Genomic DNA, 21,318 nt, shown 5'->3' with positions numbered 1-21,318 from the left:
TATTCACTCCAAATCAATGGTCTTGACCACAATTATATGCAATAAACTTACAATATCAATTGATTTGTGCAACAAATTAAAATAATAGTCTACACTACAAAATAAGTCGTGAACATTGACATATCAACGTGCATGACTTAAAGATTTCGATTTGGGTTGAACTCCAGACTAAAACGTTTTACAACAAAATCAGTTAGGAATTTTATGTTAACATGGGTTTAAAATGAGAGACCCATTTATGTATTTATGTATGGTGTTGAACCATTCTTTTGGATTAAACTTCTTTTTGTACTTGTCATTTTTTTGATTATATTATGTGTGTTTCAAGTTGTAATAAGCAAATTACTGAAAGTTGAAAAAGAGAATTTCATTAAAATTATCAAATGAAGAGGTACCTTATTGGTAAATTTTACTGCGAGAATGGTATGTTTTACATGAGCGATTGATGAAACCGTCAAATATGATTTTCTTTTTCGACTGGTAAGTGAAAAGAAGAATACAAAGAAGGAGAAGGAAATGAATAGATTAAATATTATCACACTTGGTACAAAAGATATTGTAAAATCACATCAGTTTTTTAAGGAGCTTGGGTTTGATACTTCAATTAGAGGAACAGAATCAAATCCTTTTTTTATTTTCTTTAGAAATGAAGGAACACGAATAGCATTGTACCCGCTAGAAGAATTTGGCCAGAGATGTTAATAAAGAAAATCCACCTGCTGTAACAAGTGGATTTTCAGGTATTACTCTAGCATATAATGCAAAGTCTGTAGAAGAAGTTGAAGAAATAATGAAAAGGGCGGAGTTGGCTGGAGCTACAATTAAAAAAGTACCTAAAAAGACCGACTGGGGCGGGATATGGAGGATATTTCACTGACCTAGAATACAAAGCGAACATCATTGTATTCGAATACCTTGGGAAAATGAAACTTCCGAAGGGAGTTTATGGTGCAAAAAAGCTTCGTCACAAACTACACCACTGGTGTCAAGTAGGCATTCAATCCAAGGTAGAAGAAATGGCTCATTACTGCGGTATGCGCATCAGAAAAATAAATTCTAAAAACACTTCTGCTCTAGCTTTCGATGGATCCGGTGAAGGGCAGCGAAACAACAGTAGAGATCTCGTCACTTTCCAAAGCGGTAAAATCTATCATGTAGATTTAAATGCATCCTATAATATCGGTGCAAGGTACTTTATTAGAGAAATCCTTAAATCCTTTTCTGAAAAGAAAAGGTTAGCAGTTCAGGCAAAAGTTCCTGAGCTCCTAGCCAGAACACAGCAGACCTTGGCTTCATTAATTAACTTACATCAGGCGCTTCGTATCAATGATACTAAATTTGCGTGAAATATAGCTGTATTTAAGTCAAGGGAAGCTCCACCAAAATCTTCGATTTAGGTGGAGAGGTTCACTAAGAGTGATTGTGATAATAAGCGGTTCGGCTTTTTCGTATTCCTAGCTTTTTGTTGATCTACATTGGATTACCTTTGGCAATAATCTTCTTATTGAAATGGGTTTTCCAAATCAAAATAAATGGTGACTTGCAAATTGAGCAAACAATGAAATTATTCACTTATTATTAGAAAGACTTATTATGTAAATGAAAATGCATTTTTCTTTAAAATGTTACTGATTCGTCCGTTAACTCCATTTGTACCTTAGGTTCAATATTCATGTGCTTTACTTATAGTTAGTGTATACGTCTTTCATGGTTTGGCTCCCTTTCTTTCCTGTCGTTGATGGAAAAAGGGGGTGATGCCCTTAGGACAGTTTTTGAGTTATTGACTATTATGCTCACTTTTGGAGCATTGATCGTGTCTATTCTGTCAGAAAAAAGAAAATAACCACCCTTTAAGCGAAATTGGGGGAGGAAGGTCTCTATTACTGAGAAATTTGACAAAAAGGATGGGTATTTATGAAGAATAAGATTTTGCTTCTTTTATTGATAATAAGTTTTAGGAATTAATCTGTATATTTTCGGGAAAAAGCTTTTGATTGAACAGTGGTACGAACCTTCCTCCGAAGAAAAAGTTATCCTAAGCGAAATGATCCAAAAGACGGTTGAAAGTGAAGATTATAAAAGGTTAGCGAAAAAAGAGAATGTAATTGCTATTGATACAAGTATTGATAAAAATAAAGGTGGAGTATTCCCCTATTATTTTGAAGTAAGTGTCCGTACTGATAAAGAGACCTACTTATTTTATTGTAGTGATGACAAGTGTTCAAAAATGGAAAACGGCGGATGGACCTATTCTATCTATCAAGACGAAGATCCACGACTCCCATTTAAATGATAAAGGATGAAAAGGACCGAGCAGTTCGAGGCAGCGTAGCTCCCGGCAACGGAACGTATGCAGTTAAATACGTGAGTAGCGAAAAGCAAGCCAAGGAAGAATTGCGATGTGTCACTTTCACCGGTCTTTTTTATACGAAAATGAACATCTCCTCTAATTTTGCGCAAAAAAGCACCCCTCCTAAAAACATAATTTTACTTTTTTGGAAATTAATCTTATTATTACCTATGCTTTTTTACTGTCCCTTTCGTATTTGTTAGGACTTGTTTCTGTCCTCGAGACTACTTGTGTCTATCGTAAGTAAAGTTACATATCATACCTGTTTCCACTAAGGTACTCGCCATGCATCCTTCTAAAATGTGGAGAGGTTGTATGTAACCGTACTTCGCCATAGAGGTGATCTTTAGTATGATCACAGTCCCTGTAATATTATGATTAACAGAGTAGCTCAAAATTAAACCGCATGCCCCCATATTCATACATTGCGGTGTCTGTAAAGACATAGGAGTTTTGAACATCCCTTATAACTCTGCCTCTAATAATGTACTTTTAATATACGTCACATATTTTTCAAGTAAATTCACATCGCTAACCTCACTTAAAATCCGTGATCCAACAACATCTTCAATCTCATTAAACAACAATTCACCTTGTTTGCTAATTAAAAAATCAATTCCGACCAATCCAAAGTTGAAATGATTGATAATCTTTTGGACCATTGCTTTTTCTGAAGCATTCAGTATATAAGTCACAGCGTCTCCACCGAGTTTAAAATTTGCCCTAAAATCATTTTTATTCACACGCAACACAGCACCAATGAATTCTTTTCCAATAACAAAGACACGCACATCTTTTCCGAGTTCAACATTTGCAGATTGAATCATGATGTCATTTGTTGATAAAACAGAGAATGCATTTTTCCATTCCTTATGATTCTTTATTAAGTGAACTTGTTTTCCACTTCGACCATTCGCTTCTTTTATAACAAGGGGATACGTGATTGGCGGATATTCAGGTAACGTTTTTTTGCTCGTAAAATATGTCGGTACCATAGGAATGCGTAATTTATTTACTTCCATATGTGTAAGTATTTTATGATTGCAAATTGTAGAAACCGTACTGGAATTAAATGTATGAATATGACAAGCTTCCAAAAAAACTTGTAAAATAGGTTCGATTGTTCGAATGACCGCAAAGTCGGGAAAAGTAACGGTATTTTGATCGATGAACAATTGGTGTTTGCCATCTACAATACCAGTAGTTAGCGACTCCCTGTAAATAAGCTCTAACTGAATCGATTGCTGCTTCGCTTCGTCAATAAACCATTCAATATATGATATATTTTCATTAGCGGAATTCTTATCATAAATAAGCCAACCTTTCATGAGGTCACTTCCTTTTCAATATAGGAAATTATGGCATGAGCCGTATTTATTCCTGTACAATCAAGTAAGTTTCTTATATGAGCATTTGAATTTACCTCACAAATGACCGGGTTGTTATTTTCTCTAAATAAAAGGTCAATTCCTGCAAAGTCTGCACCAATTGCTTGTGCGGCTTTAATAGCAATTTCCTTTTCAGTGTCATTAGGTACATAGGCTTCCATTTTCCCACCTGAAGTAACATTTGCCCTAAAATCATTAATGGAAGTCCGTTTCATCGCTGCAATCACTTCGTTTCCAACAACTTGAAGGCGTATATCTTTTCCATAACTCGTTTCGACAAACTCCTGAAACATAAAAGGTCGATCAGAAATTTCGTTCACTTTTTTTCGCATCTCTTCTTTATTATTAACCAGATAGACCTGTTCTCCGAACGATCCAAATGTTTCTTTTATAATTAGTGGGAAAGAAAAAGCATCTAAAATTCGCTTGAAAAAAGCATCCTCAAAAAACACCTCAAGCCCGAACGTTTTTGGTGCAATTATTGTACGTGGAATCGGCAATCTTGCGTTAGCAAGTAATTGATATGTTCGAATTTTATCATCTGAAACTGCAATTGTTTCAGATGAATTGAACACAGGGATACCAAGGTACTCTAATTGCTTTGCTAAGTAAATGTCTTTATCCGTAAATAAACAATAGTCGGGCAATATATCATGGTTTAAAATTTTTAAACTTTGATCCAACACACTTAGCAATTCTTTATTTGTATATAAAATTGCTTGGTGTCCGCGTAAAATCGCGGCTTCTTGGAGCATTTGTGCAAAATCACGGAATTTATCTCCAGGTAAAAATCCATTATAAATAATCCAACATGTTAGTTTCAATTATGTTAATCCTTTCTTGGCAGACAAGGAAGTAGGTACTTTCTTGACTAAAATTAGTGGCAACTAAGGCAATTAACTTAAAAGTGTTAAATAAATTCATATAAGTATAACAAACAACTTTGTCCATCGTAAGCGCTTGTCAATCGACGTGTGTTTTAGAGAATGCCAGGTTAAAAAATTGTTGCATAGTTAATGTATTGATATAATCAATTTTAGTTAAAAAACGTTATTTTACAAGAAAAAGTGGTGTGAAAATATGTTTCATTCTTTTATTGAAGTAGAGTCATTTCTAAAAAAGAGAAAGAATTTTGGAATTAAGCCGGGGCTTCAACGAGTGAATTATTTACTTGAAAAGTTAAATCATCCTGAAAAAGGACTACGTATAATCCATGTTGCAGGTACAAATGGGAAAGGATCAACCATTCAATTGATGAATGATGCCTTAATTACCTGTGGATATCAAGTCGGTGTTTTCACTTCACCAAGTTTTACAGGGATTTGTGGTCATGTGTTAATTAATAATCTTCAGATAAATAGACAAGACGTCGTCAACCTACTCAACGAAATGATGCCAATGATTCTCGATTTAGATAAAAACAAAATGCATCCAACTGAATTTGAGATCATTACTGTCATAGCATTTTTATATTTTAAAGACCGTACTGATTTTGTTTTAGTAGAGACAGGAATGGGTGGTCGATTTGATACTACAAATTGTGTGTTCCCCATCATTTCTATTATTACAAATGTTGAAAAAGACCATATACAATTTTTGGGGAAAACAATTGAAGAAATTTCTACAAATAAAGCTGGGATCATTAAACAAAATTGTCCTGTCATTATTGGGGAAGTGGGTAAAATTGCCGAAAACATTATTCATCGTGAAGCGAAAAAGAAACATGCGAAAATCTATCAACTATTTTCAGATTTTACGTATGTCAAAAACGGGAAATTAAATTCATGGCAGTTTTTCGATCGGAAATTCGAATTTCAATTAAGTTTAAAAGGAGAGCATCAAATTCATAACGCCACTCTTGCAATAATGGCACTTGAATTACTCCGACAAAAAGGATTTTTAATTAGTTGGAACGATGTCGCTTATAGTCTTGTTAGCACCACTTTACCGGGTCGATTTGAACAGGTTTGGCATCGCCCAACAATTATTTTAGATTGTGCCCATAACGTTGCAGGGGCAAATAAATTTATTCAAACAGTATTGGAAGAATTCCCAAACAGTGAAAAACATTTATTGTTTGCTGGTTTTAAGGACAAGCAATTAAATGAAATGTTAAATATTATTTCTGGACCATTTGCACAGCTTAATCTGACAACTTTTAAACATGAACGTGCAGCATCTATTAAGGAAATGAATGTTTTGGATATTGATAAGATGACAAAAATTATCTCAAGTTGGGAAGATTATTTGGAAGAAATTTTGCTTGAAGAGAATGAACAAATCGTTTATTTCATAACTGGATCACTCCATTTCATTACTTTGGTCCGAATCTGGCTTATAAATAAAAAAATCTGATATTATGTTAGTTTTTGTAATGTTGAATCCGACAAAAGAATACGAACTTTTTATAGTAACTATGATAGACTTTTTTAGCAGATAGGAAAATTAAAACTATCTTAAGTGCAATGAAGGCATTCGCCATTAAAATTGGCGAATGCCTAGCTACCTACTATTTTAGTAAACTATAAAAAGGTGAGTGAGAGTATGCATAAAAACAGAAAGTTTCCGAACCGTCCTTACAATCAACCAAAAGTGAAAAAAACTAGTAAAATAAAAGGGTCAACACATACCGTTTCACGGAGTTTAACACTTACCCCACAAATGAAAAAAATATTTTTTGCGATTGGCTCGTCATTAATAATCGGAATTATATTTGGTTTTATTACATTAAAAATGGTTAAACAGGAAGATCCAGAAAATAAGAGCATTTTACATTCTGCAGCACAAGAGACAACGGAAAATAACGATGGAAATACCAGTATGGCGACATTCGATTCATTGAATACTTATGTCGTTCAAGGTGGTGTGTTTCGTGAGAAAGAAAATGCAGACAAATCGGCACAATCTTTTCATGCACTTGACTTTTCTGCGGTGAGTTGGGAACGGGGATCAGATTATTATTTACTAGCGGGAATATATGCCTCAGAAGAGAATGCAAAACTTTCAGCAGATGAAATGACCAAAGAAAACCTGGATGTATATGTGAAAGAATGGGAAATAAAAGGTGGACAAATAAACGTAAACGAAGCCGATAAAGATTGGTTAGCAAGATTTTTAGAACTTTGGAAATCATCGTTAGAGTCTCTAGAAAATAATAAAGGGCTTTCTATTGAGAAATGGGATCAATTACTAAATAACTCTAACGGGCTGTCCGCGAAAACGTTGAATTTTGCAGAAGAAGTACAAGGATATAGAGAACAACTTGATCAACAACAACCAAATGATCGAAAAGAAAGGGATTTTCTTTTAAAAACAATTCAAAAATATGAAAATCTTACAGAAAAATAAATGTTTATTAAAATTGTTTTTTCCACCTGTTAAACGTCCTGAAAAATCAATTTTAATTTAGGGGAAAATGCTGTTTTACCTACATCATTAAGCATTGAAAGACAATTTTACTGATTAGCTTCTTTTGAAGGAACGTCTTATTATTGAGGAAAGAGGATAAGGAGGAAAAATTATTGAGTAGTATTACTTTAAAAATGCGAGACGTTCCAAAAGAGGAGAGACCTCGTGAAAGACTGATTAAATATGGTGAGAGTCATCTCTCCAATCAAGAAATTCTAGCTATTTTATTAGGAAGTGGAACGAAAAAGGAATCGGTGATGGACTTATCCAATCGTGTCCTCATGCATTTTGAAGGACTCAAACTTCTAAGTGAAGCAACGATTGAGGAATTAACAGCAATTAAAGGAATTGGCAATGCTAAAGGAATTGTGATCTTAGCTGCTCTAGAACTAGGTAGAAGGATTCAACAATATAAACCGGAAGAAAGTTATTTTATTAGATCTCCTGAGGATGGTGCTGATTATGTGATGGAAGAAATGCGAAATTTGAATCAGGAACATCTAGTTGTTTTGTTTTTAAATACAAAGAATCAAATTATGCACCGCCAAACAATTTTCATCGGTTCCCTCAATGCGTCAATTGTTCATCCACGAGAAATTTTTCGAGAAGCGGTAAAACGCTCAGCTGCTTCAATTATTTGCGCTCATAACCACCCATCTGGTGATGCATCCCCTTCTCAGGAAGATATCCACGTTACACGTCGCTTAGTAGAGGCAGGGAAAATAATGGGTATTGAATTACTTGATCACTTAGTAATTGGAAATAATTCCTTTACTTCCTTAAAAGAAAAAGGCTATTTATAGGTATTTGTACCCTTGATATTCGTTTCTCTTGTGAATAAGTCGCGAGCAGAATGTTACATGAATTTTACAGAGCTATTAAATTTTTAGAAACAGTAGAAATCCTATCATTTTGTCGTTTTTTTAAGTATAATAAAAAAGAGTGATAAAAGGAAAAGCGCGCATTTCCATTTATGCTATGGAAGTGGCGCTTTATAAATTTACTAACGATAAGCTGTATTTTTCACATAAATACTGTTTTTAAAGTAAAGATATATACACTGAAGTACATGGAAAAAAGAAAGGAAGATTTATTTGGCAATGTTTCGACTTTCACAAGATTTAGGAATTGATTTAGGTACAGCGAACACATTAGTTTTTTTAAAGGGCAAAGGTGTCGTGGTAAGCGAACCTTCAGTTGTAGCAATTAATAATGAAACAGGAGATATAACAGCAGTAGGTAATGAGGCAAGGAATATGATTGGAAGAACACCTGGAAATATTACTGTTGTTCGTCCTATGAAAGATGGAGTCATTGCAGACTATGATACAACTGCAACAATGATGAGGTATTATATACAAAAAGCAAGGCATAAACGATCAGGTTTCGGTGCAAAGCCAAATATAGTTGTATGTGTACCATCCGGAATCACAAAAGTGGAAGAAAGAGCTGTGATTGATGCAACTAAATTAGCAGGTGCTAAGGAAGCTTTTCCGATTGCGGAACCTTTTGCAGCGGCTATAGGAGCAGAATTGCCGGTATGGGAGCCCACAGGTAGTATGATAGTTGATATAGGCGGTGGAACAACAGAGGTTGCTGTTATATCGCTTGGTGGTATAGTCACTAGCAAGTCAATTAGGGTTGCTGGTAATAATATGGATGAAGCGATTACGAGTTATATACGGCAAACGTATAATTTAATGATCGGTGAAAGAACATCAGAAGCAATTAAAATGGAAATCGGTTCGGCTATTGAATCCGAAGAAGAAGCAATGGAAATTCGTGGTAGAAATTTATTAACAGGCTTACCAGAAACGATTTCTATTTCTGGAAAAGAGATTACGGTAGCTTTAAGCGAAAATATTGAAAAAATAGTTCATGCAGTGAAAAGTACACTTGAAAAGACACCACCAGAATTGTCAGCTGATGTAATGAATCGTGGTATTGTACTTACTGGCGGAGGTGCTCTTCTGGATGGTATTGATAGAGTAATCAGTGAAGAGACGGATATTCCAGTATTTATTACAGAAAATCCTTTGGAGAGTGTAGCTATTGGAACAGGAAAGTCATTGGATTATATTCAACATTTTCGCGATCACCCAAATGTTGCCACACGCCCAACGATTGAATAAGTAGGTGTACACATGTCTTTTTTTCGCAGAAAATCATTATTTGTTTTATTAATTGGAATCATTTGTCTAGTTGTTCTTGTTGGTTATTCTTTATCAAACAGAGACCAATTGTCAATGCCGGAAAAATTTATAATGGATACGGTAGGGCTGGCGCAAAACATCATCCACCAGCCAGTTACGATTGTAGTAAATTCCTTTTCAAATCTAAAAGAAATTAAAAATACGTACAATGAAAATAGAATATTACGGGAGAAATTAGCTGAATATAAAACATTAGTTTATGAAGTACAAGAAATCGAAAAAGAAAATGAAGAATTACGTCAAGCACTTGAAATTAAGGAATCACCTAGAGATTTTGAACCGATTATCGCAAATGTTATATCTCGATCTCCTGAACGTTGGTTAGACCAATTAACGATTAACCGTGGTTCGAATGATGGAATCAAAAAAAATATGGCCGTCATGACGGTGGACGGAATGATTGGAAAGGTAACATCGATATCTACTTCCACAGCGGTAGTACAGTTGATAACTGGTTTTGATCAATTAAATCGTATTTCTGCAGCTGTTTCTAGAGAAAATAGCGACAATATTTTTGGGTTGATTGAGGGATATGATAAGGAAAAAGAAGCACTTATTTTTCGAATTATTGAGGATTCGGATGGAAATTTAAAAGAAGGTGAGTTAGTTGTTTCCTCAAATATGGGAGGGCTGTTCCCTTCAGGTTTACCAATCGGTACGATAAAAGAAGTGATTCCCGATCAATATGGATTAACGAAAACGGCTTATGTAACGCCAACAGCTAATATGTATGACATTAATCACGTGATTGTCGTAGATAGAACATTAACTGTTGATGATGAGTCTGAAAAAGAGGAAGTACAGTGATGAAGCGACTAATATTCCCGCTTATATTATTTATTTTGTTAGTTAGTGAAGGAGTTGCTATTGACTTACTACCATCTAGTTTAACTTCAAGTGACACATTGATCGTACCGCATTGGGTATTGATATTTCTTGTTTTAATAAATCTATTTTATGATAAGAGTGATACTTATTTTTCAATTGTATATGGTGTTTTCTTCGGATTACTTGTGGATGTCGTATATACTGGTATTTTAGGAGCATATATGTTTGTATATCCTTTTTCTGTATATATTGTACATCTTTTGAAAAGATTTCTACAAACAGGATTATTAATGACTGTTGTGATCGCTTCATTTTGTTTAATCGTTACTGAATTTTTATTGTTCTTCATCTATTCAATCGTTAATTTAATTGATATTACATTTATAACATTCTTATTGCACCGCATGTTACCAACTTTGTTGGCAAATATATTATTTTTAATTCCAGCTTATTTGTTGTCTGTGAAACATTTAGGAAGATGGAGTAATGAGCAACTAGGAAAGTAGAATTTCCTAGTTCGCTGTCTTCTTTATCCACGTTTACTAAAAAGAAAGGATTGCTTCTTTCTTATATTTAAGCTGCAAATGTCGTTAATCTCTTAATGAGGTGAGCTAAATTGAAGCAAAAAGAGCTACAATTAATTACAATAAAAGGAACGAAAGAAGGATTGATTTTTTATATTGAAGATGATTGTTCCTTTCAAGATATTGTAGAAGAACTAGAAGGAAAACTAGTCACAACATCTGAACAGGACAAATATGAAGAACAAAGCGTTTCTGTTATTATTAAACTAGGTCATCGTTATCTTTCAAATGAGCAAAAAAAACTATTGGAAGAGTTAGTTGAAAAAAACAATCGCTTTTATGTAGAGCGCTATGAGTCAGAAGTCATTGATAAAGAACAGGCTGAGGCTTGGCTTGCGCAAAGTGAAATTAAAACAATTAGTAGAATTATTCGTTCTGGACAAGTCTTAGAAGTTGAAGGAGATCTTTTATTAATTGGTGACGTAAACCCTGGAGGACTAGTAAGAGCGACAGGCAATATTTTTATAATGGGGAATTTGCACGGAGTTGCACATGCTGGAATTAATGGGGATGAAAACACTGTGATCGCCGCATCGTTCATGAATCCAACACAACTTCGAATTTCTAAGTACATAAGTCGTGCTCCTGATTATGAATCAGAAGGAGTATACATGGAATGTGGCTATTTGGATAAAGAGAATGAAAAAATTGTAATTGATAGACTTCAAGTTTTACCATATGTACGTAAAGAATTACGTGGATTAGAGAGGAGAATTCATAATGGGTGAGGCAATCGTTGTTACATCTGGAAAAGGTGGCGTAGGAAAAACGACTACAACTGCAAATCTTGGAACAGCACTCGCTTTAATGGATAAAAAAGTGTGTCTGATCGATACAGATATAGGTTTACGTAATTTAGATGTTATTATGGGTCTTGAAAATAGAATCATCTATGATATTGTTGATGTTGTTGAAGGTCGTTGTAAACTTTCTCAAGCACTCATTTCAGATAAGAGATTCACTAGTTTATCTTTACTTCCAGCTGCGCAAACAAGTGACAAATCAGCAGTCACGCGAGAAGGAATGATAGAAATTATTTCCGAATTGAAACATGACTATGATTATATTTTAATTGATTGTCCGGCTGGTATTGAACAAGGTTTTCAGAACGCAATAGCTGGTGCAGATGAGGCGATAGTCGTCACAACACCTGAAAAATCGAGCGTAAGGGATGCGGATCGAATTATTGGTTTAATTGAACAAGTAGAAATGGAGCGACCTCGTCTTATTGTGAATCGAATTCGTAATCATATGATGAAAAATGGCGATATGTTACATATTGATGATATTATACAAATCCTTTCCATTGATTTATTAGGTATCGTAATAGATAGTGATGATGTAATTAAGGCCTCAAACAACGGTGAACCGATAGCGCTTCATCCGAATAATAAGGCGTCTATTGCTTATAGAAATATTGCAAGAAGAATATTAGGTGAAACTGTTCCGTTACAATCCTTAGACGATAGCACAGGAATGTTTCAACGTATGAAAAAGTTTTTTGGAATCCGTTCATAATTTAATATATCATGATATGAAGGGAATCGTTGGAAATGGTACAACCTTTTAAGGAAACCTATTCAACGGTTTTTTATTTTGCTCTATGGGGAAAGCATCCGTCAACTTATACAAAATATATTTTTATTTTATTTGATTCTATCTATCACTCTTTTCTAAGCATAACTTGTCCTTTTAATTCATATCTTTGAAGTAAATGACTTTGTAAAGGATTGAAAAATATGGATAGAGGAGTTCAAAAAGTTCGGCAATCAATTAAACAACGAAAAAGAGATCGAGATAGGACTAAATTGAATAATCGAAAAACATTACCTTTTACTGCAACAGATGAAGAAAAACATGGTTTTTTTGATGTACCAGCTTATGATATTAGTTCAAGTATTAAAAAGACTGAGCGAAAAACTATTTCCTTTCATCTGTTAAAAGCTACTGGATCTATAGTATTATTTTTCTTTGTAGCATTTTTAATGCAAACAAATCTACCTACATTAAAACCGGTGAAGGATTGGGCACATGAAGTGCTCCATGAAGAATTTCCATTTGCTAAGGTGAATGAATGGTATGTATCAAAATTTGGTTCCCCTTTATCCTTTACACCACAAGGAACAGTTCAAGTTGGTCAAGAAGAACAGGCGATGGCACTGCCGGTACTCGGACAGGTTGTAGAAACTTTTTCCGCAAATGGAACGGGCATAATGATCTCTCCTGAAGAAAAGACAGCAGTATCTACAATAAGTAGGGGTGTTGTCATTTTTGCAGGTAATGATCGAAATACGCATAAAACTGTGATTGTTCAACATGCTGATGGTAGTAAGACAACGTACGGATATCTTAGCTCAATTGATGTACATATATATCAAACGGTAAATGCGAACCAAACGATCGGTACATTTCAGCCGACTGAAGATAATGAAATGGTATATTTTTCAATCGAGAAGGATAAAGAATTCATTGACCCGTCTCAGGTGATTAAAGTTGATGACATTCCTTAAATTCTTTAGACTTATCCACATACATCCGATATTAATTATTTTCATTGTCGTTTCACTGATGACAGGTACATTCGTACAATTATTTATTATGTTAACAATAGTATTCGTTCATGAATTGGGTCATTATGCTGCTGCGTCACATTATAAATGGCGAATCTATTCCATTGTTTTATGGGTGTTTGGTGGGGTAATGAAAACGGATGAATCTAGTAATAGGAAAATTAAGGAAGATATTATAGTGACTGTTGCAGGGCCACTCCAACATATTATTATTTATATGCTTATTATATGTTTGGATATCTTAAACATTTTACCGCCTTCAATTATTAGTTCGGCGCACTATTTTAATATCATTATTTTTTTGTTTAATTTATTACCAATCTATCCGTTAGACGGTGGAAAACTTATGTTTTATATGTTATCTAATTACATTCCTTTTCGAAAAGCACACCATTTTACAGTTATTTTTTCCATAGTCGTTTGCTGTTTAATTATTTTTTTGCAAATAGTTATTTTACCATTTACTCTAAGCGCATTTTTATTAATCGTATTTTTACTTTTTGAAAACAGGAAAGAATGGGTAAATAAATATTATACATTTATTCGTTTTCTATTTAACCGTTTAAATCAACCGTCTAATGATATGGAAATGGAAGTGATATGTGTGCCTGAACAATTCCGATTAATAGAAGCATTTTCACTATTCAAACGCAATAAAACCCATAAAATTAAGTTAAAAGGGAGCAAAAAATCTATTAACGAGAATTACAGCTTGTATTTATATTTTAAAGAAAAAAAACTGACGGAAACAGTTGGGAGCATACTTCGTAATCAGTAGTATTTCATGAAGTATTTCATGAAGAAAATAAAAAGTTGACAAGGAATTCCTTTATATGCTATTATTTTAATGTTAATCAATTGTAGCACCAAGCTACAACCGCACAGAACAGGTTGATAAACTCATAGTTGAGTACCTGTATGGCGAGTCTATAGTATTTGGAGGTGCAAGTGGAATGTACGCTATTATCGAAACTGGTGGTAAACAAATAAAAGTAACAGAAGGCCAAGAAATTTACATTGAAAAAGTAGATGCTGAGGCTGAAGAAACAGTAACTTTTGACAAAGTTTTATTCGTTGGCGGCGAGGATGTTAAAGTTGGCGCTCCTTTTGTTGAAGGCGCATCTGTACAAGCTAAAGTTGAAAAACAAGGACGTCAAAAGAAAATTACTGTTTTTAAATATAAGCCAAAGAAAAACTATAGCCGTAAACAAGGGCATCGTCAGCCTTATACAAAACTTGTTGTTGAAAAAATAAACTTTTAAGGATTATTGTAATGATTAAAGTAGAAGTTATTCGCAAGGACAAACTGATACATGCCTTTCGAATAAGTGGTCATGCTAATAGTGGACCGTATGGCTACGACTTAGTATGTGCTGGTGTTTCAGCAGTTTCATTTGGCGCAGTGAATGCAGTAATTGAACTGTGTAAGGTGGATTTAAATATTGAGCAAACCGGGGACGGTGGGTATCTAAATATTGAAATTCCGTCATCATTAACTGATGAACAATCCAAAGAAACTCAACTTATTTTTGAAGCAATGCTTGTTTCATTACAAACAATCGAACGTGACTATAGAAAATTTATTCAGATTAAAGACTAGAAGGAGGTGCCTTCAACATGCTAAAATTAGATTTACAGTTTTTCGCACAGAAAAAAGGTGCTGGTAGTACACGAAACGGTCGTGATTCTCATGCGAAACGTCTAGGTGCCAAACGCACGGATGGTCAATTTGTAACTGGTGGTTCTATTCTTTATCGCCAACGAGGAACAAAAATTTATCCTGGTGATAACGTAGGTCGTGGAAAAGATGACACTCTTTATGCCAAAGTTGATGGTGTTGTCAAATTTGAAACTTACGGACGTGATCGTAAAAAAGTAAGTGTTTATCCAGAATCTATTGAGGCGTAAATCGTAAACTCCAATCATATTATGGTTGGGGTTTTTTACTTTGTATTATAGTAATGAAGTTACTATCTCAAAAATGATCAATACGTAATGATAGTGTAAGCCTTTGTAAGCTTTGTGTTTTTTTATAATTGACCTAAATTGTGACATATCTCCTTTGTTCTTTTTTGGTGTTCGGTTTATACTTGCGATGTAAGCGAATGATCACATAGAAGATCCTTATGTGCCCGATAGATTATAAATTCCAACTGAACTCTCACCATTGTCAGCAGCTATATGTCTAAGCTATGGGTTAATGACAAAAAAATAAGTCCTTTGGTAGAATAGGCAATGTGGAGTTACAAAATATCCTTGTAACAAATAATGACACAAGTTAACAATGTATCGGAGTTGTTTATTTGATGAAGAATATATATTGTAGAAAAAGAGGCACGCAATTGTTTATTGATGAAGAATATATATTGTAGAAAAAGAGGTGACACAATTGTTTATCGATCAGGTTAATGTTTATGTTAAAGCGGGCGATGGAGGAAATGGAATTGCCGCATTCAGGCGCGAAAAATACGTTCCCAAAGGTGGTCCAGCTGGTGGAGATGGTGGGAACGGCGGAGATGTTATTTTTCAGGTCGATGAGGGATTAAATACGTTAATGGATTTTAGATACAACAGACATTTTAAAGCAGACCGTGGTGAAAACGGTATGAGCAAAAGTAAACATGGTAAAAATGCGGAACCATTAATTGTGCCTGTACCACCCGGTACGACTGTTTATGATGAAGATACGGGCAGAATGCTTGCAGATTTAACTTTACATGGACAGCAAGCGATTATTGCAAAAGGTGGTGTAGGAGGAAGAGGGAATTTACGGTTTGCAACTTCTAGAAATCCTGCGCCGAATATGGCGGAAAACGGTGAACCAGGTGAAGAGAAGAATATTCGAGTAGAGCTTAAAGTAATAGCTGATGTAGGATTAGTGGGATTCCCAAGTGTTGGAAAATCTACATTACTATCCGTCGTTAGTGCTGCTAGACCTAAAATCGCTGATTATCACTTTACAACACTTTCGCCAAACCTAGGGGTTGTTGATATGGAGGATGGCCGCAGTTTTGTTATGGCTGATTTACCCGGTTTAATTGAAGGCGCACATGAAGGAGTTGGCCTAGGACACCAGTTTTTACGTCATGTTGAAAGAACTAGGCTAATTGTACATGTTATTGATATGGCAGGTACTGAAGGGAGAGATCCTTTTACTGATTACGTAAAAATTAATAAAGAATTATCTCGATATGATAAAAAATTAAATGAAAAAAAACAAATTGTTGTCGCAAATAAAATGGACATGCCTGGTTCAAAGGAAAACCTAGAAGAGTTTAAAAAGAAATTGGAACAAGAAATTTTAGTGTATCCGATTTCTGCGCTAACAAAAGACGGTTTAAAGCAATTATTGTATGGTATTGCCGATATGTTGCATCAAATTCCTAAATCTATGGATCCGATTGACGAACAAATAATTATTAAACCTAAAGTACAAGAGGAACCATTTACTATTTCTCGTGATGATGATGGAGCATATGTTTTATCAGGAAGTAAAATTGAACGAATATTTAAGATGACTAATTTCAGTTCTGATGAAGGCACACAACGATTTGCAAGACAGTTAAGACAAATGGGTGTTGATGAAGCACTTCGGAAACATGGGGCAACAGATGGGGATACGGTAAGGTTATTAGATTTTGAATTTGAATTTATTGATTAAAGCAAATGATTAGCCACGGATCCTTTAGTTTGTTAAAGTAATATAATATGTTGACTATTTATATGTGAAATAATACACGAGTATTGCTGTTATAGGGAATGAGGAGGAAGTTGATTGTCAGACAAAATAGGTTACCTTGGTCCAAGAGGTACTTTCACAAAATTAGCGGTTGATGCGGCTTTTAACGGAGATCAAAAAATAGCATTTAAAACCATACCTGAATGTATGGATGCAGTAAATGACGGAAAAGTGAAAATTGGTGTTGTACCAATTGAAAATGCAATTGAAGGTACAGTACATTTATCAATAGACTATCTTGTACATCAAGTAAGATTACCGATTATTGCAGAAATCGTTGTACCAATACAACAAAACTTGTTAGTTCATTCAAATTTTAATGGTACTTTATCCGATATTAAAGAAGTTCATTCACATCGGCATGCAATTGCACAATGCCAACAATATTTACATAAGAAGTTACCCAATGCAACAATACATTATACAAACTCAACGGGTAGTGCGGCTGAAATGGTAAGTGCGAATGGAAATCCAATTGCAGCGATAGGAAATACGCTCGCAGCAAAAGAATTTAATTTAACAATTTATGAAGAAAATATTCATGATTATCCAAATAATCATACACGTTTTATCGTGCTTGCAAAAGATCAAAAGCATGTAAAAATTAATCGTCCAAAAACATTGGAAAGAACTAGCTTACTTATCACACTTCCTGAAGATCGTGCTGGAGTACTACATCAAGTATTATCTGCATTTGCTTGGCGTAAAATGAACTTGTCCAAAATAGAATCCCGACCAATGAAAACAGGTTTGGGGAATTACTTTTTTATCATTGATGTAGATGAACCTTATGACGATGCATTATTTCCAGGAGTTCAAGGTGAGTTGGAAGCTTTGGGTTGTAACGTAAACATACTTGGAACATATCCAGTATATCAATTTGGTTTTAAATAAATATATTGAAAAACGTCTTCAAAACAGGAGAAGGCGTTTTTTTCGTATTGTTCAACATGGACAACTCCTTTGCATATGTTATTAAAGAGATATATGCCCAGCTTAAGAAGTCTGAAAGGAGTATAAAAAATTGAGAATCCATATTGTTCAAAAAGGTGATATTTTATTTGATATTGCTGAGAAGTACGGAGTAAGTCTTGACGATATTATTAGTATGAATCCGCAATTATCGAGCCCAGATATGATCATGCCAGGTATGAAAATCAAAATTCCAACAGAATCAAAACAGATAAGACAACGAGAATCAAACGTTGGTGGAACGGGAACCGGAATGGAAAAAGCGAAGAAAAGAGCTGTAAAGGAAGAGAGGGTGGAACGTGTAAAAGAAGAGCGAGTTGAAAAGAAAGATTTGAAAATGCCTATGGCTCGAACAGCTGAAAGACCTATGGGTGAATCAATTAGTGATGATGTAACCGAGCCAAAACCGATTCGAGCTGATGTACCAAGGGATTATCAACCTCTTTATCCTGTTAAACCGAATATGAATCCACCTCCTTTGCCAAAATATACGGAGAAAAAAGAAGTTGTAAGTGAAGACAAAAAAATGGTTCAGCCACAGAATAAACCTATGGAAACAAAACAAGAGCGAACGGAAATTCAACCACAGATACAGTATCGACCGATGAGTAGTCCTAAACCAATGTATCCGGCAATGAGACCGATGATGCACCATTGTTGCTGTTGTTGTTGTAGACAATCAATGTATGGAGCAAGCTCACCAATGTTTCAACAACCTGTAAGAGGTACTTATGGTTACGACACCCGTAATATGTGTTAAAAAGATAAAATTGATCCCGATAAGATTTATTTCAGAATAATAGAAAACGTGTATAATGTAAAGTATAAGGCGATTTATTAATGGAATCGCCTTTTTCAACTTTTTTTTATTTGATTGAAAACTTTATGATAGAATATACTAAATTAATAAAGGATGGTAACGATGGAAACAAAAGTTGTAGCCATTACAGATTGGCTAAAAGAGCAAGTGGAAAAAGCAAATGTGAAAGGCCTCCTTGTTGGTGTTAGTGGTGGATTAGACTCAGCAGTAGTTGCATATTTAATTAAACGTGCATATCCGGAGAATTCACTTGGTGTAATTATGCCATTAAAGAGTAACCCGATAGACATAGAAGATGCACAAAAGGTTGTGGATCAGTGTAAAATCGATAATATAACAATCGATTTAACCAAAACACATGACGTGTTATATAACGAAATCCAATATCATATCAAAAAACAAAGTGCTTGGCATGAAGAAAGGGATCAAATTTCTGATGCAAACTTAAGAGCAAGACTGCGAATGAGTACATTATATACCATAGCAACAAATCATGATTATTTAGTGGTAGGAACGGATAATGCCGCTGAATGGTATACGGGTTATTTTACTAAATATGGTGATGGCGGAGTCGATTTGCTGCCGATTGTTGATCTTACTAAAAAAGAAGTACGAGAAATGGCGGAATACTTGGGAGTACCAGATGAGGTCATAAATAAAAAGCCTAGTGCAGACCTTTGGGTTGGACAAACTGATGAAGAAGAAATGGGAATAACATATGATAAAATTGATGCTTATATTAAAGGAATGGCAATCCCTGAAACAGATAAACAAATTATTGAGCAATTACACATTAAAACGGAACATAAAAGAAATATTCCGACACAATTACGGTTAAAATAAAAATAGAATATGCTCACTTCTTTATGAATATCAACTAGTTTGCTATACTATATAAGAATTTGGATAAGAAAAGAAAGTGGGGAATGAATGATGGCAGGTCATTCTAAATGGCATAATATACAACGTCGAAAAGGTGCTCAAGATGCAAAAAGAGGAAAAATCTTCATGCGTCATGCAAAATTTATTTATACAGCAGCAAAACAAGGTGGCGGAGATCCTGATATGAATCCGACACTTCGTACTGCGATTGAAAAAGCAAAAGCGGATAATATGCCGAATGATAATATCGAACGAGCTATTAAAAAGGCTACTGGTACTCTTGACGGAGCAAGTTTCGAAGAAGTGACATATGAAGGATATGGTCCAGGTGGTGTTGCTGTCATCGTTCACGTATTAACAGACAATCGCAATCGCACAGCATCAGAAGTACGCCATGCTTTTACAAAACATGGTGGGAACCTTGGGGAAACAGGCTGTGTTTCCTTCATGTTCGACAGAAAAGGTTATATTGTGATTATAGATAAAGAAGGTACATTTGACGAAGATGAACTTACACTTGAAGCAATTGATGGTGGGGCTGAAGATATCGAGGTAAATGAGCAAGTTTATGAGATTTATACAGCACCTGAAGATTTTGAAGAAGTGCGTAAACATTTAGAAAATAAAGGTTATGATATTGAAGAAGCAGAGATTACGCTAATTCCGCAAAACTATAGTGAACTTGAAGAAGAGCAACAAGAAAAAGTAATGCAGTTAGTGGATATGCTAGAAGAAAGCGAAGATGTACAGGATGTACATCATAATTTAAAGGTTGAAGAGTAGATACTAAAGGGGAATACAATGATAGCATATATGAAAGGGCAAGTTACCTTTATTCAAGAAGAGTCAATTATTATCGATGTACAGGGGATTGGATATGAAATTTTTTGTCCAAATCCTTTTGTCTTTCAATCTTTTTTGCAAAAAGAACTATTAATTCACACGTATTTTCATGTGAGGGAAGATGTGCAATGTTTATATGGTTTTAAAGATAAAGAAGAAAAAGAACTATTTACAAAATTAATATCAGTTTCTGGAATTGGTCCTAAAAGTGCTATTGCTATACTCAGTAGTGTACACGTTCCTGATTTTGTTGCTGCTGTTGAAACGGAAGATGAAAAGTATTTAACACAATTTCCAGGGGTTGGGAAAAAGACAGCTAGACAAATTATTTTGGATTTAAAAGGAAAGTTAACAAGTACAATTTCTATTAATGTAACCTCAGCTGAGAAGGTAGATACAGATACAGTTGACCTATCAGAAGCAAAAGAAGCATTAAAAGCGTTAGGGTATACTGATAGAGAAGTTAGCCAAATAATTCCTGAACTTCAAAAAGCTGACCTTACAGAGACAGATGATATTATAAGACATGCATTGTCATTATTAGTAAAGAATTAATTGTAAAATACTATTTTCGAACCCATATTATAACATAGCAGTTGAAGTATACTGTGACGTAACGATTTATCACCGTTGGGGAAAAGTGACTCTACCTCCGCTCCGGAATGTGAGTCGATTAACAACATGTAGAGTCCAGATCTAAGAGGTCGAGTCAATCTGCAAG

25 protein-coding genes and 1 other annotated feature are annotated in these 21,318 nt (G+C 34.6%); of the genes, 23 read left to right on the top strand and 2 right to left on the bottom strand.

Features of this window, described 5'->3' with window-relative positions:
* The first annotated feature begins 516 nt into the window (after positions 1-516).
* The 4 genes from SPD89_RS19755 (at position 517) to SPD89_RS19740 (ending at position 2,293) form a co-directional block, all read left to right on the top strand.
* A complete protein-coding gene (locus SPD89_RS19755) occupies positions 517-702 on the top strand; it encodes a hypothetical protein (protein ID WP_336263662.1) in 186 nt (61 codons plus the stop codon).
* Positions 686-877 (top strand): hypothetical protein, encoded by a 192-nt coding sequence (locus SPD89_RS19750; protein WP_336263661.1) that lies wholly within the window; start codon positions 686-688, stop codon positions 875-877. Before SPD89_RS19755 ends, SPD89_RS19750 begins: the two co-directional genes overlap by 17 nt.
* A gap of 46 nt (positions 878-923) precedes the next feature.
* The gene (locus SPD89_RS19745) at positions 924-1,346 is read left to right on the top strand and encodes a hypothetical protein (RefSeq protein WP_336263660.1); all 423 of its coding nucleotides are present in this window, start codon (positions 924-926) and stop codon (positions 1,344-1,346) included.
* A 644-nt stretch (positions 1,347-1,990) separates the two neighbouring features.
* A complete protein-coding gene (locus tag SPD89_RS19740) occupies positions 1,991-2,293 on the top strand; it encodes a hypothetical protein (protein WP_336263659.1) in 303 nt (100 codons plus the stop codon).
* Between the two features lie 521 nt (positions 2,294-2,814).
* On the opposite strand, the gene SPD89_RS19735 is transcribed toward SPD89_RS19740, so the two are convergent.
* Positions 2,815-3,678 (bottom strand): ATP-grasp domain-containing protein, encoded by an 864-nt coding sequence (locus SPD89_RS19735; protein ID WP_336263658.1) that lies wholly within the window; start codon positions 3,676-3,678, stop codon positions 2,815-2,817.
* Complete coding sequence (locus tag SPD89_RS19730; protein WP_336263657.1) at positions 3,675-4,562, bottom strand: ATP-grasp domain-containing protein; 888 nt, start codon at positions 4,560-4,562, stop codon at positions 3,675-3,677. The genes SPD89_RS19735 and SPD89_RS19730 overlap by 4 nt, the downstream gene beginning before the upstream one ends.
* A 256-nt stretch (positions 4,563-4,818) precedes the next feature.
* Here SPD89_RS19730 and SPD89_RS19725 point away from each other — a divergent pair, with 256 nt between their 5' ends.
* The 19 genes from SPD89_RS19725 to ruvA all read left to right on the top strand — a co-directional run bounded on the left by SPD89_RS19725 (position 4,819) and on the right by ruvA (position 21,152).
* Entirely contained in the window at positions 4,819-6,093 is a 1,275-nt protein-coding gene (locus SPD89_RS19725; RefSeq protein ID WP_336263656.1) for a bifunctional folylpolyglutamate synthase/dihydrofolate synthase, read from the top strand.
* 189 nt (positions 6,094-6,282) lie between these two features.
* Complete coding sequence (locus SPD89_RS19720) at positions 6,283-7,086, top strand: SPOR domain-containing protein (protein WP_336263655.1); 804 nt, start codon at positions 6,283-6,285, stop codon at positions 7,084-7,086.
* A 194-nt stretch (positions 7,087-7,280) separates the two neighbouring features.
* Positions 7,281-7,949, top strand: coding sequence for a RadC family protein (radC, locus tag SPD89_RS19715; protein ID WP_442961210.1), 669 nt, complete (start codon positions 7,281-7,283; stop codon positions 7,947-7,949).
* Between the two features lie 297 nt (positions 7,950-8,246).
* Positions 8,247-9,278: a rod shape-determining protein gene (locus tag SPD89_RS19710; protein ID WP_442961209.1), complete on the top strand. Its 1,032-nt coding sequence runs from the start codon at positions 8,247-8,249 to the stop codon at positions 9,276-9,278.
* 12 nt (positions 9,279-9,290) lie between these two features.
* The gene (mreC, locus tag SPD89_RS19705; RefSeq protein WP_336263652.1) at positions 9,291-10,166 is read left to right on the top strand and encodes a rod shape-determining protein MreC; all 876 of its coding nucleotides are present in this window, start codon (positions 9,291-9,293) and stop codon (positions 10,164-10,166) included.
* Positions 10,166-10,693: a rod shape-determining protein MreD gene (mreD, locus tag SPD89_RS19700; protein WP_336263651.1), complete on the top strand. Its 528-nt coding sequence runs from the start codon at positions 10,166-10,168 to the stop codon at positions 10,691-10,693. The genes mreC and mreD overlap by 1 nt, the downstream gene beginning before the upstream one ends.
* Before the next feature lie 110 nt (positions 10,694-10,803).
* Complete coding sequence (gene minC, locus SPD89_RS19695; RefSeq protein ID WP_336263650.1) at positions 10,804-11,499, top strand: septum site-determining protein MinC; 696 nt, start codon at positions 10,804-10,806, stop codon at positions 11,497-11,499.
* A complete protein-coding gene (gene minD, locus SPD89_RS19690; protein ID WP_336263649.1) occupies positions 11,492-12,289 on the top strand; it encodes a septum site-determining protein MinD in 798 nt (265 codons plus the stop codon). The genes minC and minD overlap by 8 nt, the downstream gene beginning before the upstream one ends.
* A 221-nt stretch (positions 12,290-12,510) precedes the next feature.
* Positions 12,511-13,281 carry a M23 family metallopeptidase gene (locus SPD89_RS19685; protein WP_336263648.1) on the top strand — a complete coding sequence of 257 codons (771 nt, stop codon included), beginning with the start codon at positions 12,511-12,513 and terminating at the stop codon, positions 13,279-13,281.
* Positions 13,268-14,119, top strand: coding sequence for a site-2 protease family protein (locus SPD89_RS19680; RefSeq protein ID WP_336263647.1), 852 nt, complete (start codon positions 13,268-13,270; stop codon positions 14,117-14,119). The genes SPD89_RS19685 and SPD89_RS19680 overlap by 14 nt, the downstream gene beginning before the upstream one ends.
* Positions 14,120-14,206: 87 nt before the next feature.
* Positions 14,207-14,281, top strand: a sequence feature (ribosomal protein L21 leader region).
* Between the two features lie 13 nt (positions 14,282-14,294).
* The gene (rplU, locus tag SPD89_RS19675; RefSeq protein ID WP_336263646.1) at positions 14,295-14,603 is read left to right on the top strand and encodes a 50S ribosomal protein L21; all 309 of its coding nucleotides are present in this window, start codon (positions 14,295-14,297) and stop codon (positions 14,601-14,603) included.
* An 11-nt stretch (positions 14,604-14,614) separates the two neighbouring features.
* Entirely contained in the window at positions 14,615-14,941 is a 327-nt protein-coding gene (locus SPD89_RS19670) for a ribosomal-processing cysteine protease Prp (protein WP_336263645.1), read from the top strand.
* A 17-nt stretch (positions 14,942-14,958) separates the two neighbouring features.
* Positions 14,959-15,249: a 50S ribosomal protein L27 gene (rpmA, locus tag SPD89_RS19665; protein ID WP_336263644.1), complete on the top strand. Its 291-nt coding sequence runs from the start codon at positions 14,959-14,961 to the stop codon at positions 15,247-15,249.
* A gap of 481 nt (positions 15,250-15,730) precedes the next feature.
* Positions 15,731-17,002 carry a GTPase ObgE gene (obgE, locus tag SPD89_RS19660; RefSeq protein WP_336263643.1) on the top strand — a complete coding sequence of 424 codons (1,272 nt, stop codon included), beginning with the start codon at positions 15,731-15,733 and terminating at the stop codon, positions 17,000-17,002.
* A 114-nt stretch (positions 17,003-17,116) separates the two neighbouring features.
* On the top strand, positions 17,117-17,974 hold the full coding sequence (pheA, locus tag SPD89_RS19655; protein WP_336263642.1) for a prephenate dehydratase: 858 nt from the start codon (positions 17,117-17,119) through the stop codon (positions 17,972-17,974).
* Positions 17,975-18,104: 130 nt separating this feature from the next.
* The gene (gene safA, locus SPD89_RS19650) at positions 18,105-18,812 is read left to right on the top strand and encodes a SafA/ExsA family spore coat assembly protein (RefSeq protein ID WP_336263641.1); all 708 of its coding nucleotides are present in this window, start codon (positions 18,105-18,107) and stop codon (positions 18,810-18,812) included.
* 162 nt (positions 18,813-18,974) lie between these two features.
* The gene (gene nadE / locus SPD89_RS19645; RefSeq protein ID WP_336263640.1) at positions 18,975-19,715 is read left to right on the top strand and encodes an NAD(+) synthase; all 741 of its coding nucleotides are present in this window, start codon (positions 18,975-18,977) and stop codon (positions 19,713-19,715) included.
* A 90-nt stretch (positions 19,716-19,805) separates the two neighbouring features.
* The gene (locus tag SPD89_RS19640) at positions 19,806-20,537 is read left to right on the top strand and encodes a YebC/PmpR family DNA-binding transcriptional regulator (protein WP_336263639.1); all 732 of its coding nucleotides are present in this window, start codon (positions 19,806-19,808) and stop codon (positions 20,535-20,537) included.
* Positions 20,538-20,555: 18 nt separating this feature from the next.
* Positions 20,556-21,152: a Holliday junction branch migration protein RuvA gene (gene ruvA, locus SPD89_RS19635; RefSeq protein WP_336263638.1), complete on the top strand. Its 597-nt coding sequence runs from the start codon at positions 20,556-20,558 to the stop codon at positions 21,150-21,152.
* Positions 21,153-21,318: the final 166 nt, after the last annotated feature.

Source organism: Pseudogracilibacillus sp. SO30301A (assembly GCF_037072025.1).
GTDB lineage: Bacteria > Bacillota > Bacilli > Bacillales > Amphibacillaceae > Pseudogracilibacillus.
Note: the sequence above shows the minus strand (reverse complement) of the source record. Positions and strands in the feature narration are given on the sequence as shown.

What these genes read in the sequence shown, in the direction of transcription:
- SPD89_RS19640 (WP_336263639.1), top strand. Translation starts at nt 19,806, where the DNA reads ATGGCAGGTCATTCTAAATGGCATAATATACAACGTCGAAAAGGTGCT.
- SPD89_RS19720 (WP_336263655.1), top strand. Translation starts at nt 6,283, where the DNA reads ATGCATAAAAACAGAAAGTTTCCGAACCGTCCTTACAATCAACCAAAA.
- SPD89_RS19685 (WP_336263648.1), top strand. Translation starts at nt 12,511, where the DNA reads ATGGATAGAGGAGTTCAAAAAGTTCGGCAATCAATTAAACAACGAAAA.
- mreC (WP_336263652.1), top strand. Translation starts at nt 9,291, where the DNA reads ATGTCTTTTTTTCGCAGAAAATCATTATTTGTTTTATTAATTGGAATC.
- SPD89_RS19710 (WP_442961209.1), top strand. Translation starts at nt 8,247, where the DNA reads ATGTTTCGACTTTCACAAGATTTAGGAATTGATTTAGGTACAGCGAAC.
- SPD89_RS19735 (WP_336263658.1), bottom strand. Translation starts at nt 3,678, where the DNA reads ATGAAAGGTTGGCTTATTTATGATAAGAATTCCGCTAATGAAAATATA.
- rplU (WP_336263646.1), top strand. Translation starts at nt 14,295, where the DNA reads ATGTACGCTATTATCGAAACTGGTGGTAAACAAATAAAAGTAACAGAA.
- rpmA (WP_336263644.1), top strand. Translation starts at nt 14,959, where the DNA reads ATGCTAAAATTAGATTTACAGTTTTTCGCACAGAAAAAAGGTGCTGGT.
- ruvA (WP_336263638.1), top strand. Translation starts at nt 20,556, where the DNA reads ATGATAGCATATATGAAAGGGCAAGTTACCTTTATTCAAGAAGAGTCA.
- SPD89_RS19670 (WP_336263645.1), top strand. Translation starts at nt 14,615, where the DNA reads ATGATTAAAGTAGAAGTTATTCGCAAGGACAAACTGATACATGCCTTT.
- mreD (WP_336263651.1), top strand. Translation starts at nt 10,166, where the DNA reads ATGAAGCGACTAATATTCCCGCTTATATTATTTATTTTGTTAGTTAGT.
- SPD89_RS19745 (WP_336263660.1), top strand. Translation starts at nt 924, where the DNA reads ATGAAACTTCCGAAGGGAGTTTATGGTGCAAAAAAGCTTCGTCACAAA.
- SPD89_RS19725 (WP_336263656.1), top strand. Translation starts at nt 4,819, where the DNA reads ATGTTTCATTCTTTTATTGAAGTAGAGTCATTTCTAAAAAAGAGAAAG.
- radC (WP_442961210.1), top strand. Translation starts at nt 7,281, where the DNA reads ATGCGAGACGTTCCAAAAGAGGAGAGACCTCGTGAAAGACTGATTAAA.
- SPD89_RS19755 (WP_336263662.1), top strand. Translation starts at nt 517, where the DNA reads ATGAATAGATTAAATATTATCACACTTGGTACAAAAGATATTGTAAAA.
- minD (WP_336263649.1), top strand. Translation starts at nt 11,492, where the DNA reads ATGGGTGAGGCAATCGTTGTTACATCTGGAAAAGGTGGCGTAGGAAAA.
- nadE (WP_336263640.1), top strand. Translation starts at nt 18,975, where the DNA reads ATGGAAACAAAAGTTGTAGCCATTACAGATTGGCTAAAAGAGCAAGTG.
- SPD89_RS19680 (WP_336263647.1), top strand. Translation starts at nt 13,268, where the DNA reads ATGACATTCCTTAAATTCTTTAGACTTATCCACATACATCCGATATTA.